Origin of the sequence: Barrientosiimonas humi, assembly GCF_006716095.1 — a bacterium.
Taxonomy (GTDB): Bacteria; Actinomycetota; Actinomycetes; order Actinomycetales; family Dermatophilaceae; genus Barrientosiimonas; species Barrientosiimonas humi.
In genome coordinates this window covers 134,349-149,165 of record NZ_VFOK01000001.1, presented here as the reverse complement: position 1 = coordinate 149,165, position 14,817 = coordinate 134,349, and the positions used below count along the sequence as shown (strand labels likewise).

General features: G+C 74.1%; 11 protein-coding genes and 1 riboswitch. Of the genes, 3 read left to right on the top strand and 8 right to left on the bottom strand.

Annotation, left to right across the window (positions count from 1 at the left end):
* Positions 1–182: 182 nt before the first annotated feature.
* The 4 genes from FB554_RS00710 to FB554_RS00695 are packed head-to-tail and all read right to left on the bottom strand — an operon-like array spanning position 183 to position 7,184.
* Complete coding sequence (locus tag FB554_RS00710; RefSeq protein ID WP_142004183.1) at positions 183–785, bottom strand: ATP-binding cassette domain-containing protein; 603 nt, start codon at positions 783–785, stop codon at positions 183–185.
* Entirely contained in the window at positions 782–1,639 is an 858-nt protein-coding gene (locus tag FB554_RS00705) for an ABC transporter ATP-binding protein (protein ID WP_142004182.1), read from the bottom strand. The genes FB554_RS00710 and FB554_RS00705 overlap by 4 nt, the downstream gene beginning before the upstream one ends.
* Complete coding sequence (locus FB554_RS00700; protein WP_142004181.1) at positions 1,636–4,353, bottom strand: hypothetical protein; 2,718 nt, start codon at positions 4,351–4,353, stop codon at positions 1,636–1,638. The genes FB554_RS00705 and FB554_RS00700 overlap by 4 nt, the downstream gene beginning before the upstream one ends.
* The gene (locus tag FB554_RS00695) at positions 4,338–7,184 is read right to left on the bottom strand and encodes a hypothetical protein (RefSeq protein WP_142004180.1); all 2,847 of its coding nucleotides are present in this window, start codon (positions 7,182–7,184) and stop codon (positions 4,338–4,340) included. Before FB554_RS00695 ends, FB554_RS00700 begins: the two co-directional genes overlap by 16 nt.
* Positions 7,185–7,412: 228 nt before the next feature.
* Here FB554_RS00695 and FB554_RS00690 point away from each other — a divergent pair, with 228 nt between their 5' ends.
* Positions 7,413–8,201, top strand: coding sequence for an inositol monophosphatase family protein (locus FB554_RS00690; protein ID WP_142004179.1), 789 nt, complete (start codon positions 7,413–7,415; stop codon positions 8,199–8,201).
* Positions 8,202–8,258: 57 nt separating this feature from the next.
* Here the strand turns inward: FB554_RS00690 and FB554_RS00685 are convergent, their stop codons facing one another.
* Entirely contained in the window at positions 8,259–8,582 is a 324-nt protein-coding gene (locus FB554_RS00685; RefSeq protein ID WP_236022202.1) for an ArsR/SmtB family transcription factor, read from the bottom strand.
* A 76-nt stretch (positions 8,583–8,658) separates the two neighbouring features.
* Between FB554_RS00685 and FB554_RS00680 the strand changes: the two genes are divergently transcribed.
* Positions 8,659–10,689, top strand: a complete 2,031-nt coding sequence (locus FB554_RS00680) for a heavy metal translocating P-type ATPase (RefSeq protein WP_211344506.1) — start codon at positions 8,659–8,661, stop codon at positions 10,687–10,689.
* 110 nt (positions 10,690–10,799) lie between these two features.
* On the opposite strand, the gene FB554_RS00675 is transcribed toward FB554_RS00680, so the two are convergent.
* The 3 genes from FB554_RS00675 to metB are packed head-to-tail and all read right to left on the bottom strand — an operon-like array spanning position 10,800 to position 13,502.
* Positions 10,800–11,801 (bottom strand): o-succinylbenzoate synthase, encoded by a 1,002-nt coding sequence (locus tag FB554_RS00675; protein WP_142004177.1) that lies wholly within the window; start codon positions 11,799–11,801, stop codon positions 10,800–10,802.
* A complete protein-coding gene (locus FB554_RS00670) occupies positions 11,798–12,292 on the bottom strand; it encodes an NUDIX hydrolase (protein WP_142004176.1) in 495 nt (164 codons plus the stop codon). Before FB554_RS00670 ends, FB554_RS00675 begins: the two co-directional genes overlap by 4 nt.
* Before the next feature lie 31 nt (positions 12,293–12,323).
* Positions 12,324–13,502: a cystathionine gamma-synthase gene (gene metB, locus FB554_RS00665; RefSeq protein ID WP_142004175.1), complete on the bottom strand. Its 1,179-nt coding sequence runs from the start codon at positions 13,500–13,502 to the stop codon at positions 12,324–12,326.
* Positions 13,503–13,581: 79 nt separating this feature from the next.
* Positions 13,582–13,700: riboswitch (SAM riboswitch) on the bottom strand.
* A gap of 91 nt (positions 13,701–13,791) precedes the next feature.
* On the opposite strand from metB, the gene FB554_RS00660 reads away from it, so the two are divergent.
* Positions 13,792–14,730, top strand: coding sequence for a 1,4-dihydroxy-2-naphthoyl-CoA synthase (locus FB554_RS00660; protein ID WP_142004174.1), 939 nt, complete (start codon positions 13,792–13,794; stop codon positions 14,728–14,730).
* Positions 14,731–14,817: the final 87 nt, after the last annotated feature.

Here is a 14,817-nt window from a genome sequence, read left to right as displayed (position 1 = left end):
CGGCGCCCCTGCCCCCTCGCGCTCCCCACCCCGCATGAAACCGGGTTACATGCCCCAGAGCGGGCATGAAACCGGGTTACGCGCATATGACCCCAATCCATCAGGGTCAAACGACCGAAACCGGGTTTCATGCGCTGGGAGACGGATGAAACCGGGTTTCATGCGCTGGTGGGGCGGGGGGCTCAGCCGGCGTCGAGGTCGACGATCTCGTCGGCGACGCCCTCCAGGGACTCCGGGTCGTTGGTCGTGACGACGACGGCGCGGCCGGCGCGGGACTGCTCGTGCAGCAGCTGCAGCATGCGGCGGCGGTTGCCGGCGTCGAGCGCGGAGGTCGGCTCGTCGGCGAGCAGGCAGGTCGCGGGGTGGGCGACGGCGCGGGCGATCGCGACCCGCTGCTGCTGCCCGCCGGACAGCTCCTCGACGAGCTGGCCCATCGCCTCCCCGAGCCCCACCTCCTCGAGCGCGCGCTCCGCGGCCTGCCGCCCCGCGCGCCCGGCCGTGCCGGCCGCCACGAGGGGGACGGCGACGTTCTCCAGCGCGGTGAGGGTGGTGGCCAGCTGGTTGTCCTGCGGGATCCAGACGACCTCCCCGGCAGCGGGTACGCCCTCGACGGCTCCGCGGTCCGGCTGCGCCTCCCCCGCGAGCAGGCGCAGCAGCAGGGTCTTGCCGACCCCGGACGTACCGGAGATGCCGAGCAGCCGGCCCGGTTGCACCGTGAACGACGCCGGCCCCGGCAGCACGGGGGCGCCGTCGGCGTCGACGTCGACCTGGTCGAGGCGGATCATCGGACCTCCTCCTGGGCGGCCTCGTAGGGCTCGACGATGATGCGCGGGCGCTCGGTGTCGGGGTCGCGCTGGATGCGCAGCAGGCTCCCGGCCGGGAGCTCGTCGAGGATGTCGTCGGGCAGCGGCAGCGACCCGTCGGGCGCGACCACCGCGAGCTCGACGCCGTCGTGCGCCTGCGACCCCACCCGGCCGTCGCGGATGGTGACGGTGCGCTCCATCGCCCCGGCGAGCACCGGGTCGTGCGTGACCGTGAGCACCGTCGTGCCGAGCGTCCGGTTCAGCTCGTGCAGCGCGGCGATCACCCGCTCGGCACCGTCCGTGCCCACCGATGCGGTGGGTTCGTCGGCCAGCAGCAGCCCCGGACCGCTCGCCGCGCCGACGCACAGGGCCGCGAGCTGGGCCTCCGAGGGTCGCAGCTGCACGGGGTGCCGGGCCAGCGTCTCCTGACCGAGGCCCATGAGGTCGGCGAGGTCCTGCGGGTCGGGGGCGTCGTGCTGCACGCCCCAACGTGCGAGGTCGAGATTCTCGCGAATCGTGAGGTATGGCAACAGGTTTCGCGCACCACCCTGCAGCACCAGCGACACCTGGTCACCGCGCAGCGCGTCGAGCTGCAGGTCGGTGAGCTGGTCGGTGCGCTGCTCGCCGACGGTGATCGTCCCGGCCGTCGGACGGTCCATGCCGGCGATGAGCGACAGCAGGGTCGACTTGCCCGCACCCGAGGGACCGAGCAGGGCCAACGTGCTGCCGGCCGCGACGACGAGATCGACGCCCGACAGCGCCGCGACGTCGTGCCCGTCCGAGCGATAGATGTGCACCAGGCGCGAGACCTGCACCGAGAGCCCACGGGTGCTCATGCCGACTCCTTCCCGCGCCCCGCGACGAGGGCGACGACCGCGACCACCACGAGTCCCGCGCCGACGGCGAGCACCGCCGGCAGCACCGGTGGCGTCTCCTGGGCGACGGGGAACGGCGGGGGCTGGGTGAACCACGGGATGCTCGGCGCCGCCAGCCGCGCGCCCAGCCACCCGACCGCGCCGCCCAGCAGCAACGGCGCGACGGTCAGCGCCGTCTCGAGACGCCCCGCGCGACCGAGCACCCCGCGCGAGACGCCCGCCCGCTCCAGCGCGGCACGGTCGCGGCGGCGACCCGCAGCCTGCGACGACAGCACCGCCACCAGCACCAGGACGGCCACCACGACCGAGCCGGCCGCGACGACCAGACCCAGCTGCAGGCCGTACGCCGACGCGGACTCATCGAGTCGACGCTGGGTCGTGCTCGCCCGCTCCACGGTCACCCCGCTGTATCCGGCCCCGCGCAGGGCCGCGGTGGCGCGCTGCTCCAGCGCCGGGTCGGTCCCGTCGCTCCAGATCTCGGCCGTGAGGTCGCGCCGGTCGGCCGTGCGCAGCTGCGGCGCGAGCGGCGTGACGAAGGTGTTGGCCTCGCCGCCGGGGACCAGGGGCACCTGGGCGGCGACGACGTACTCCGTGTCGGCCTGGCGCAGACTCGGCGCGGTGAACCCGCCCTCCGTGGCCGGGGCAGACCACGAGGCGACCACGGCCGGCAGCCCGGCGCCGCCGGCCGATGCGTTGCCGGAGGATGCGTCTCCGAGGCGGGCCCACGGGTCGATCCCGTTGACCTTGCTCGCGATTCGAGTCATCGGGCCGGGTTCGCCGAGCAGTGCGACCGGGCCGTCGCTGCTGCCTGAGCGCACCCGGAAGACCGGCGCGAGGTGCTGTCGCTGGCGGTCGACCTGGTCCACGACGCGCACGAGGTTCTGCGGGTCGACGGTGGCGCTGGCGTCGATCGCGAGCAACCGCACCGGCGCACCGGTCTGGGCGCTGGTCGCCGCGGCCCGGTTGGCCTGGCCGAGCACGAGGGTGCTGGCCCCGAAGGCCAGCAGCGCACCCGCCGCGGTCAGGGCGAGGATCAGCTGCCGCGTCGAAGGACGCCGCGCCAGCCCGGTCAGCGCGAGCAGCGACGGCAACCGGCCCCGGTCGAGCAACCGCCCCGCCACCCGGTTGCCCAGCGGCACCAGCAACCCGCCGACCAGCAGCCCCACCGCCAGCGCGATGACCAACGGAGTGACCAATACCGGTGCGCCCGTGAGGTTTCCGGTCGCCACCGCCACCAGCATCCCCGCCGCAAGCGTCAGCAGCACCGTCTCGACCGCCGACAGGCTCCACCGGCGCTGACGCGGCGGCACCGTGCGCAACAACGCACTGATCGGGGTGCGCACCAGCCCACGCACGAGCAGGAGCAGGAGCAGCACGCACACCGCCGTCGCGGCCACGGCGACGAGCAGCGCGGTCCAGCTCCAGACGGCCGGGCCGGGGAGCCAGGTCAGCCGCGAGACGGTCTGCAGGGCATAGGCGAGCAGCAGCCCGACGGGCAGCCCGATCAGCACGGGCGGCAACAGCTCACCCAGCACCAGGCGCCGGGCGCCGCGCGCACCCGGGCTGCGCAGACGTACGAGCGCGACCTCCGTGCGCCGCTGGGTCAACAGAGCGCGCAGCACCACCCACACCAGCACCACCTGCAGCAGCACCAGCTGAGCCAGCAGCAACGGCGCGATCACCTGCACCTGCTCGACATCACCACGCACGGCCTGGTCGATCGTGGTGACCTGCTCGGTGATGTCGACCGGGGTGGACGACTGCCCCGCCAGCGCCTGGCTGCGCGCGACCGCGGCGCGCGCCTGGTCGAGCTTGTCGTAGGTGAACGCGGCGGGGGTCAGCTGGCGGGCGACCGAGGTCTCGATCTCGGCCCAGCCCACCGAGGCCGGGGAGTCCCGGTCCAGCGGTGGCGGGAGCCCCTCGGACCGGCCGCGCACCTGGGGGACGGTGCCGGAGAACGTCGCGGCGGGCGTGAGCCAGGTGTGCAGCTGCACCGGCTCGCCGGCCACGTCGCGGGAGATGCGGACCGCGCCCACGTCGATGCCGCGCCAGAAGTCGTCACCCGCGCGGGGTTCGAAGACGCCGACGACCCGCAGCGTGCGCCGCACGGGCTCGGTCGCGCCGCTCATCTGGATGACGACGGTCGAGTCGCCGACGGTCAGTCGGCCGGCCCGGGCCGAGGCCCCCGAGATCATCACCTCGAACCGCGACGTCGCGCAGCGCCCTGCGCTGAGCCGGACGTGGTCGCAGAAGCCCTCCCTGCCGAGCAGGGTGATCGTCTGCATCGACCCGGGGATGGTGCCGGCGGCCTGCACGCGGTACTGCCCGACCGGCGGACCGGCGATGCCGTCCCACTCCGGGCCGAGCACCGGCGCGATCTCCGAGACCGGAGTGGTCGCGGTCCCGCTCCCGGTCCGCGCCTCCACCGTGCGGCCCAGCGCCCCCAGGTCACGCACCCGGTTGTCGACCATGGTCCGCGCGATCGACCCGGTCATCAGCGGCAGCAGCGCCGCGAACGCCACCAGCCCCGCCACCACCCCCAGCAGCACACCCTGCTGACGCCGGCGCGCCCGAGCGGCCCGGCGCGCGAACGCGAACCGGCGCGCGGGCCGGCGCGACGGTGCGGCCTCGACCTCGTCCCCCGTCGCGGTGGTCACGGTCACCGGCGTCGCCATGGAGCCCCCTCCGACCGCTCGCGCGGCACGGCAGGTGAACGTACTCCCGCCCGCGCCGGCGCACCGGCGGACCCGGGCGACTCGTGACCACGGCGTGACCCGCGCGTAAGCGCCGGGACCGCCCCCGACGGCCCGAGCAGGGCGGCCAGCGCGACCACCACGAGCCCCGCGCCGACGGCGAGCAGGGCCGGCAGCACCGGCGGCACCACGCCCTCGACGCGATAGGGCGGCGGCTGCGTGAACCACGGGATGCTCGGCGCCGCCAGCCGGGCACCCAGCCACCCGACCGCGCCGCCCAGCAGCAACGGCGCGACGGTCAGCGCCGTCTCGAGACGCCCCGCGCGACCGAGCACCCCGCGCGAGACGCCCGCCCGCTCCAGCGCAGCACGATCGCGGCGGCGACCCGCCGCCTGCGACGACAGCACCGCCACCAGCACCAGGACGGCCACCACCACCGAGCCCGCCGCGACGACCAGACCCAGCTGCAGGCCGTACGCCGACGCGGACTCATCGAGTCTCCGCTGGGTCGTGCTCGCCCGCTCCACGGTCACGCTGGTGTAGCCGGCGGCGACCAGCGCCGAGCGGGCGCGCTGCTCCAGCGCCGGGTCGCTGCCGTCGCTCCAGATCTCGGCCGAGAGGTCGCGCCGGTCGGCCGTCGGCAGCTGGGGCGCCAGCGGCGTGATCACCGTGTTCTCTCCCGCCCCAGGGATGATCGGCACCCGGGAGACGACGGAGTAGTCGGCGTCCTGCACCCGCAGGCTCGGGGCGCTGAAGCTCCCCTCGCTCGCGGGCGCCGACCAGGACGAGACCACGGCGGGGAGGGCACCGTCGCCCGACGGCGCGTCCCTCAGCGCGGCCCACGGGTCGATCCCGTTGACCTTGCTGGTGATTCGGCTCATCGTCGCTGGTTCACCCACGAGCGTGACCGGGCCGTCGCTGCTGCCGGAACGCACTTGGTAGACCGGCGCGAGGTGGCGGCGCTGCGGGTCGACCTGGTCGACGACGCGCACGAGGTTCTGCGGCTCGACCAGGCCCGGGACATCGATCGCGAGCATGCGCACGGGGGCGCCCGTGGCGGCCTTCGTGGCGGCGACCCGGTTCGCCTGGCCGAGGACGAGGGTGCTGGCCCCGAAGGCCAGCAGCGCACCCGCCGCCGTCAGCGCGAGGATCAGCTGCCGCGTCGAAGGACGCCGCGCCAGCCCGGTCAGCGCGAGCAACGACGGCAACCGGCCCCGGTCGAGCAACCGCCCTGCCACCCGGTTGCCCAGCGGCACCAGCAACCCGCCGACCAGCAGCCCCACCGCCAGCGCGATGACCAACGGAGTGACCAATACCGGTGCGCCCGTGAGGTTTCCGGTCGCCACCGCCACCAGCATCCCCGCCGCAAGCGTCAGCAGCACCGTCTCGACCGCCGACAGGCTCCACCGGCGCTGACGCGGCGGCACCGTGCGCAACAACGCACTGATCGGCGTGCGCACCACCCCACGGACCAGCACCAGGAGCAGCACCACGCAGACCGAGGCCGCCGCGGCGCCCGCTGCCAGCGCCGGCCAGCTCCACCCGGCCGGCCCCGGCACCCAGATGGTGCGGAGCAGCGCCTGGAGCGCATAGGCCAGTGCCATGCCCACCGGGAGGCCGACCAGCAGCGGTGGCAACAGTTCACCCAGCACCAGGCGTCGGGCGCCCCGCGCACCCGGGCTGCGCAGACGTACGAGCGCGACCTCCGTGCGCCGCTGGGTCAACAACGCCCGCAGCACCACCCACACCAGCACCACCTGCAGCAGCACCAGCTGAGCCAGCAGCAACGGCGCGATCACCTGCACCTGCTCGACGTCACCACGGACCCCCTCGTCGAGGAAGGTGACGTTCTCGGTGACGTCGACCGGTGGCTGCGCCGCGCTCGCGAGCGAACGGGTGCGCTCGACGGCGCCGCGCGCCTGGTCGAGCTTGTCGTAGCTGAACGCGAGCGGGATCAGCTGCCGGAAGGCGGTCGTCTGCACGTTCGACCAGCCGAGCGAGCGCGGCGACTCGCGGTCGGCGGGCGGGGGTGGCCCGTTGCGGTCGACGGGCGGCGGCACGGTGCCGGTGAAGCTGGCGAGCGGGGTGAGCCAGGTGGGCGGCGGCACGGTGCGTCCCTCGGCGCCGGCCAGGGTCGCCACGCCCTGGGGGACGGACGTCGCCGACCAGTAGTCCGCGGCCGGCTCGCGCGGCGTGAAGAGGCCGGTGACCAGCAGCGTCCGCCGGACGGGGACGTTGACCCCGTTGTCCTGGACGAGCACGACGCGGTCGCCGGGCGCCACGCCGCCGGTCTTGCCCGGCGCCCCCGGCACCATCACCTCGAACCGCGACGTCGGGCAGCGCCCCGCCGTGACCCGGACCCGGTCGCAGAAGCCCGCGCGTCCGAGCAGCGTGACCCTGCCGGTGGCGCCCGCGACCGTGGCGACGGCGGTGATGCGCTGCTGCTGGACGACCGGGCTCGCGATGCCGTCCCACTGCGGCCCCAGCAGCGGCGCGAGGCTCGCGGTGGAGGGGACCGTGCCGCCGTCGGGCAGGGCCCGGACCTCGACCGTGCGGCCCAGCGCCCCCAGGTCACGCACCCGGTTGTCGACCATGGTCCGCGCGATCGACCCGGTCATGAGCGGCAGCAGCGCCGCGAACGCCACCAGCCCCGCCACCACCCCCAGCAGCACACCCTGCTGACGCCGGCGCGCCCGGGCGGCCCGGCGCGCGAACGGGAACCGGCGCGTGGTGCGTCGGGCTGACCTGCGCCGCCCGGACCTGGTCTCGACCTGGTCGTCGGACCCGGCCGTCACGGCCACCGGTGTCCCCATGAAGCCCCCTCCGCCGCCCACCCGGCACGGCAGGTGAACGTACTCCCGCCCGTGGGGACCACGGGCGGACGGCGACGGATCGTGGCCAAGGCGTGACCGGCGTACGTCCGTGCGGGCGGACCACCCCGCATGAAACCCGGTTACGCGCACATGACCCGAATCCATCAGGGTCAAACGACCGTAACCGGGTTTCATGCCCGGTGACGTGGCCGGGCATGATGGTGGCCCGTGGACACCGACGCCGTCCTGACCATGCTGCGCGAGGTCGCCGCCGAGGTGGTGACGCCCCGGTTCCGCGCCCTCGCCGAGGGTGAGGTGATGGAGAAGAACCCGGGCGACCTCGTGACGGTCGCCGACCACGAGGCCGAGGTCATCCTGACCCGCCGGCTGCGCGAGGCCTACCCCGACGCCGTGGTCGTCGGCGAGGAGGCCACCAGCGCCGACCCCACGCTGCTGCAGGGGCTGGCCGACGTGGACCACTGGTTCACGGTCGACCCGGTCGACGGCACCAAGAACTTCGTGCACGGCTCCCCCGACCACGCCGTCATGGTCGGTGAGGTGCGCGGCGGGCAGCCGGTGCGCGGCTGGATCTGGCAGCCGGCGCACGAGCGGGCGTTCGTCGCCGAGCGGGGCGCGGGGGCGTACGCCGACGGCCGGCGGATCCCCGACCGCACCGTCGACGCCGACGGACCGCTGCGCGGCGTCACGTCGCGACGTCGGCTGGTCGGCACCGCGCTGCCCGGCCTGCCACCGCTGGAGCTGACCTGGGTGTGCTGCGGCGTGGACTACCCCCAGCTCGCGACCGGCGGCGCCGACTACGTCGTCTACTCCGGCACCATGCCGTGGGACCACGTGCCCGGCACGCTGCTCGTCTCGGAGGTCGGCGGTGCGGCGCGCCACCTCGACGGCACGCCCTACCGCCCGCACCAGACCAGCGGCGGGCTCGTGGCCTCGGCGACGACGGGGGTGGCCGATCGGGTGGGTCCGCTGCTGCAGGACCAGGCGCGCGTCGGCTGAGCCCGCCCGGACTCGCGGGCCGCGCCGGCCCACGAGACCGGCCGGCCGGCGTACGCCTCAGTCGTGCCGCTGGTGGCGCAGGCTCTGGGTCAGCAGCTCGGCGACGTGCTCGTCGTGCAGCGAGTAGTGCACGTGCCGCCCGTGCCGCTCGGTGGCGACCAGGCGCAGGTTGCGCAGCAGCCGCAGCTGGTTCGACAGCGCCGGCTGGCTGAGGTCGAGCAGCTCGGCCAGCTCCCCCACCGACGACGGCCCGTGCTGCAGCTCGCCGAGGATCTGCACCCGCACCGGTGACGCGAGCGCCTGCATCAGCTGCGCGATCTCCGCGGCGTCGGCTGCGGCGATCCGCGGCTGCGGTCGGGTCGCACGAGGCTTTCCAGGCACCCGCGGAGCATAACGACCGGCACTCGCCCGACCCGACACATTGACAAATCACAATGTCATGATGTGTTGTTGCCTCATGAACGCCACCGACAGCACCTCGCAGACGACCGGACCACCACCCGGCAAGACCGACGACCACGACCACTCCCACGGCTTCCTCGGCGAGCGCGCCGAGCTGTGGTTCGCGATCGCCTCCGGCGTGACGTACGTCGTCGGCATGCTCCTGGAGTACGTCGCCGACGCGCCGGGGCCGGCCCTGGCCGCCTTCCTCGCCACCTACTTCTTCGGTGGCTTCTTCACCCTCCGCGAGGCGATCATGACCGTGCGTCGTGGCCGCTTCGAGGTGGACTTCCTGATGCTCGTCGCGGCCGTCGGCGCCGCCGCGATCGGCCGCTTCGCCGAGGGCGCCGTGCTGCTGTTCCTCTTCAGCCTCGGCCACGCGCTCGAGGAGGTCGCGATGGCCAAGGCGAAGTCGTCCATCGAGGCGCTCGCCGAGCTGACCCCGCGCGTCGCCCGGGTGCGCCGCGGCGAGACCGTCACCGAGGTCCCGGTCGAGGAGCTGGCGCTCGGCGACGTCGCCGTCATCCGGCCCAACGAGCGGATCGCCGCCGACGGCTTCGTGCTCACGGGCACCACCTCCGTCGACCAGGCGTCGGTCACCGGCGAGAGCGTGCCGGTGGACAAGTGGCCGGTCGACGACCCCGAGCTGGCGCAGCGGGTGCCCGCCACGGTCGAGGCCGCGAGCACCGTCTACGCCGGCACGATCAACGGCCCCGGCGCGATCGAGGTCGTCGTCACCCGCCGCGCCGAGGACTCCACGCTGGCGCGCGTCGTGCAGCTGGTGCGCGAGGCCGACTCGCACAAGTCGCCGACGCAGCAGTTCCTCGACCGCTTCCAGATCTTCTACGTCCCCGGCGTGGTGCTGTTCGTCATCGGCGTCTTCCTCTTCGGCACCTTCGTGCTGACCGAGCCGACGGCCGACAGCTTCTACCGCGCGATGGTCGTGCTCGTCGCGGCGAGCCCGTGCGCCCTCGCCATCGCGACCCCGAGCGCGGTGCTGGCCGGCGTCGCCCGCGCGGCCCGCGCCGGCGTGCTCGTCAAGGGCGGCGGCCCGCTGGAGAACCTCGGCCGCGTGCAGGCCATCTGCTTCGACAAGACCGGCACCCTCACCTGGGGCCGCCCGCGGGTGACCGACGTCGTCGCCGCCCCCGGCGTCTCCGAGGAGGAGCTGCGCACCACGGCGTACGCCGTCGAGCGGCTGAGCGACCACCCGCTCGCCGCCGCGGTGGTCCGCGACCTGCGCCCGGAGGGCCCCGCCCCGGAGGCGACGGACGTGCAGTCGGTGACCGGCAAGGGCGTGCGGGCGGTGCTCGACGGCCGCAGCGTCGCGATCGGCAGCCCGGCCCTGGTCGGGGACGAGCTGCCCGCCCGGGTGCGCGAGGACGTACAGCGGTTGCAGGAGGGCGGCCGCACGATCATGGTCGTCGCGACCGACGACCGGGTGCTCGGCGTGCTCGGGCTGATGGACACCCAGCGCGGCGAGTCCGCGCCGGTGGTGCAGTCGCTGCGCGACGCAGGTGTCGAGCGCATGGTGATGATCTCCGGCGACCACCAGCGGGTCGCCGACGTGGTCGGCCGCAGCGTCGGCATGGACGAGGTGCGCGGCGGGCTGATGCCCGAGGACAAGGTCGCCACGGTCGGCGCGCTGACCCAGTCGGGCACGCGCACCGCGATGCTCGGCGACGGCGTCAACGACGCGCCGGCCATGGCGAGCGCGACGGTCGGGGTGGCGATGGGCACGGCGGGCTCGGCCGTCGCCCTCGAGACCGCCGACGTGGCGCTGATGTCGGACGACCTCGGGCGCGTGCCGTTCGCGGTCGCGCTGGCCCGGCGGACCAGCCAGGTCATCCGGCGCAACCTGATCTTCAGCCTCGCGATCGTCGCGGTCCTGGTGCCGGTGACGCTGATGGGGCTGGGCATCGGGCCGGCGGTGTTCGTGCACGAGGGCTCGACGATCATCGTCGTGCTGAGCGCCCTCACCCTGCTGCGCTTCCGCGTGGGGCGCGAGCACGAGGGCATCGAGCACGAGGCCGCGCCGGCGAAGTGACGGACCCGGGCGGACCGGGTCCGGGGTCCGGGGTCCGCTGCATTTCGTTCACCAGCGCACGAAATGCAGCGGGAAGCTGCGGAATCCCGGGGGCCCGCTCCGCATTTCGTTCACCTGTGCACGAAATGCGGGAGCAGGGCGTACGCCGCCCGCACCCGGTCCGCCCACCACGCTCGCCTGTGGTCGGGTGCGGCCCAGCGATCGAGCAGCTCCGGGTCGGGCTCGACCGAGCGCAGGGAGATCGAACCCCCTTGCGGCACAAGGCTTTCGGTGACCACATCGCCGTCGAACAGGCCGAGCGTCGCGAGGCCGCAGGCGTGGTCGAGGCGGGGCAGCGCGGCGGCGAGAGCGAGGCCCGCGCGGATGCCGACCGAGCTGTCCAGCGCGCTCGAGACGACGGCAGGCAGCCCGGTCTCGGCGACCACGTCGAGCGCGCGCCGCACGCCGCCGAGCGGTGCGACCTTGACGACGATCACGTCGGCGGCCTCGAGCCGGGCCACGCGCAGCGGGTCCTCGGCCTTGCGGATCGACTCGTCCGCGGCCACGGGCACGTCGATGCCGTTGCGGGCCAAGGTGATTCGCAGGTCGCGCAGCTCCTCGACGGTGGCGCACGGCTGCTCGGCGTACTCCAGCCCGTAGGCCGCCAGCCGCCCCAGCGCGTCGGTCGCCTGCTCCACGCTCCAGCCGCCGTTCGCGTCGACCCGGATGCGCGCGTCGGGCCCCATCGCCTCGCGCACCGCGGCCACCCGGTCGAGGTCGTCGGACAGGCGCTGACCGGGCTCGGCCACCTTCACCTTGGCCGTCCGGGTGCCGTCGTAGCGCGCGAGCACCCCGGCCACCTCCCCCGCCGCGACCGCGGGCACCGTGGCGTTGACCTGCACCGACCCGCGCACCGGCTCGGGCCAGCCGACGTGGGCCGCCTCGATGGCCGAGGCGAGCCAGCGGGACGACTCGGCGGGGGCGTACTCCAGGAACGGGCCGAACTCGCCCCAGCCGAAAGGCCCTGGGAACAGGGCAATCTCGCGCTCGGTGACGCCTCGGAAGCGGGTGCGCAGCGGCAGCTGCACCACCCGCATGCCGAGGACCAGCTGCTCGACGTCGAAGACGCTCATCGGACCCGCTGCGCCTTGCCGAACAGCACCGGACCGTCGTCCGCGAGGGCCATCGCGAGCTGGCGCTCGAACCGCGGGAGCAGCGGCGGCAGGTCGGTGACGTCGAACCAGCGCACGTCGCTGGACTCCTCGTCACCGACCCGCGGCTCCCCCGCGACCCAGCGGCAGCGGAACGCGTGGTCGAGGTACTGGCAGCGGTCGCCGTTGGGGTACTCCATCGGGATCAGCGACGACACGGCGAGCAGCCGCTCGACCTCGACCTGCACGCACGTCTCCTCGAGCACCTCGCGCTCGGCGGTGACGTCGGGCTCCTCGCCCGGGTCGCAGATCCCGGTGACGGGCGTCCACAGGCCGTTGTCGGAGCGGCGCACCAGCAGCACCTGCTGGCGCCCGTCGACCTGGCGCAGGACGTACGCCGACGTCCCCGGCAACCACAGCAGTCGGGTGCCGACGTGCTCGCGCAGGTCGGCGACGTACTCCGGGATCGGCATGACCCGAGTCTAGGAACCCGGGCCGACCACCTCAGACGGCCACGGGGGTGCGCGCCTCCGCGCGGTCGAGCGCGGCGCGCAGGTCGGCGACCAGGTCCTCCGGGGCCTCGATGCCCACCGAGAAGCGCAGCAGCCCGTCGCCGATGCCGGCGACCGCGCGCGCCTCGGGACTCATCGACGCGTGGGTCATCGTGGCGGGGTGGGCGACCAGGCTCTCGGTGCCGCCGAGCGACTCGGCCAGGGTGAAGCAGTGCAGCCCGTCGACGAACGCGCGCACCGCCTCCTCCCCGCCGCGCAGCTCGACCGACAGCATCGCGCCGAAGCCGTCCTGCTGCCGCGCGGCGATGTCGTGGCCCGGGTGGTCGGCGAGCCCGGGGTAGTGCACCCGCGCGACGGCCGGGTGGTCGAGCGCGGCGTCGACGAGGGCGCGGGCGTTGTCCTGGTGAGCGCGCAGCCGCACGTGCAGGGTGCGCAGCCCGCGCAGCGCGAGGTAGGAGTCGAACGGGCTGCCGGTGACGCCGAGCACGTTGCCCCAGTAGGCCAGCTCCTCGTGCAGCTCGGGCGTGGCCGCCACGACCGCGCCGCCGACGACGTCGCTGTGCCCGTTGATGTACTTCGTCGTCGAGTGCACGACCACGTCGGCGCCCAGCTCGATCGGTCGCTGCAGCAGCGGCGACAGGAACGTGTTGTCGGCGACCACGAGCGCGCCGGCCGCGTGGGCGGCGTCGGCCACCGCGCGCACGTCGGTGAGGCGCAGCAGCGGGTTGGACGGCGTCTCGACCCACACCACCTTCGGGCGCTCGCGCAGCGCCTCGGCGAGCGCGTCAGGATCGGTGAGATCCACTGTGCGACAACGGAACTGGCCCTTCGTCGACAGCGAGTCGAACAGTCGCCAGCTGCCGCCGTAACAGTCGTGCGGCACGACGATCGTGTCGCCGGGCGCGAGCAGCGCGGTCGTGCACAGCGCGATCGCGGACATCCCGGTCGAGGTGATGGTGCCGCCGAACCCGCCCTCGAGCGTGGCCAGCGCCTCGCCGAGGAGGTCGCGGGTGGGGTTGCCCGAGCGGGTGTAGTCATACTGCCCGCACTCGCCGAACCCGCTGAAGCTGAAGGTGCTCGTGAGGTGCAGCGGCGGCACGACGGCGCCGTGGGTGGGGTCGGCGTTGATGCCGGTGGTGAGTCCGCGGGTGAGGCGGGAGATGTCAGTCATGGTGTCCTCCTGGTCACAGGTGGCCAGCCATGCGGACCGGAGGCTGCGCGTCACCGGCGCCTGGTCAGACGTCTGCGACGCTCCATCTTCCGGCTGGCCCGAGGGCCGCCGCAGGACTTGGCACCTTTTCCGCGAGTTGCCTCGCGGAAGGCTGCCCCGGCGTCAACGGGCCTGTCCCTCAGCCGGTCTTGATGGATGTTGCGCGCGCCACGTTAACCGACCCGGCGCCGCCGTGTCCGGCACCGTCCGCTGGGTGAGCCGCGACGGACGTACGCCTAACATCACGCAGGTGAGCGAGCAGACCACCGCCAACCCGTTCCGGCCCGACGACTGGGCGCCCGTGCCCGGGTTCGAGGACCTCACCGACATCACCTACCACCGCGCGGTCGACGTGGGGTGCGTGCGGGTGGCGTTCGACCGGCCCGAGGTGCTCAACGCGTTCCGGCCGCACACCGTCGACGAGCTCTATCGCGTGCTCGACCACGCGCGGCGCACCCCCGACGTCGGCTGCGTGCTGCTCACCGGCAACGGGCCCGGCCCCGAGGGCACCGGCGCGGCCGGCAAGTGGTCGTTCTGCTCCGGCGGTGACCAGCGCATCCGCGGGCGCAGCGGCTATCAGTACGCCGACGGCGACACCGCCGAGTCCGTCGACGAGCGACGGGTCAAGGCCGAGGGCGGGCGGCTGCACGTCCTGGAGGTGCAGCGGCTGATCCGCACCATGCCCAAGGTCGTCGTCGCGGTCGTGCCCGGGTGGGCGGCCGGCGGCGGGCACAGCCTGCACGTCGTGTGCGACCTGACGATCGCGAGCCGCGAGCACGCCCGGTTCAAGCAGACCGACGCCGACGTGGGCTCGTTCGACGCGGGCTACGGCTCGGCCTACCTCGCCAAGATGGTGGGCCAGAAGTTCGCCCGCGAGATCTTCTTCCTGGGGCGGACGTACACCGCCGAGGACATGCACCGGATGGGCGCGGTCAACATCGTCGCCGACCACGCCGAGCTCGAGGCCGAGGCGCTGCAGGTCGCCCGCGAGATCATGGGCAAGAGCCCGCAGGCGCAGCGGATGCTGAAGTTCGCGTTCAACCTCACCGACGACGGCCTGATGGGGCAGCAGGTGTTCGCGGGCGAGGCGACGCGGCTGGCGTACATGACCGACGAGGCCGTCGAGGGACGCGACCAGTTCCTGCAGAAGCGCGACCCCGACTGGTCCCCGTTCCCCTGGTACTTCTGAGCGTCGCTGCGCGAAGGCAGTTCGCGGCCGGGCCTCGCGCCAGGCCCCGCAGACGGTGCCCCGATCGCGCGGACCGGCGTGAACTGC

Excerpts from the sequence above, each read along its gene's own strand:
- FB554_RS00710 (WP_142004183.1), bottom strand. The coding sequence starts at position 785 with ATGATCCGCCTCGACCAGGTCGACGTCGACGCCGACGGCGCCCCCGTG.
- FB554_RS00670 (WP_142004176.1), bottom strand. The coding sequence starts at position 12,292 with ATGCCGATCCCGGAGTACGTCGCCGACCTGCGCGAGCACGTCGGCACC.
- FB554_RS00675 (WP_142004177.1), bottom strand. The coding sequence starts at position 11,801 with ATGAGCGTCTTCGACGTCGAGCAGCTGGTCCTCGGCATGCGGGTGGTG.
- FB554_RS00705 (WP_142004182.1), bottom strand. The coding sequence starts at position 1,639 with ATGAGCACCCGTGGGCTCTCGGTGCAGGTCTCGCGCCTGGTGCACATC.
- FB554_RS00695 (WP_142004180.1), bottom strand. The coding sequence starts at position 7,184 with ATGGGGACACCGGTGGCCGTGACGGCCGGGTCCGACGACCAGGTCGAG.
- FB554_RS00700 (WP_142004181.1), bottom strand. The coding sequence starts at position 4,353 with ATGGCGACGCCGGTGACCGTGACCACCGCGACGGGGGACGAGGTCGAG.
- FB554_RS00680 (WP_211344506.1), top strand. The coding sequence starts at position 8,659 with ATGAACGCCACCGACAGCACCTCGCAGACGACCGGACCACCACCCGGC.
- metB (WP_142004175.1), bottom strand. The coding sequence starts at position 13,502 with ATGACTGACATCTCCCGCCTCACCCGCGGACTCACCACCGGCATCAAC.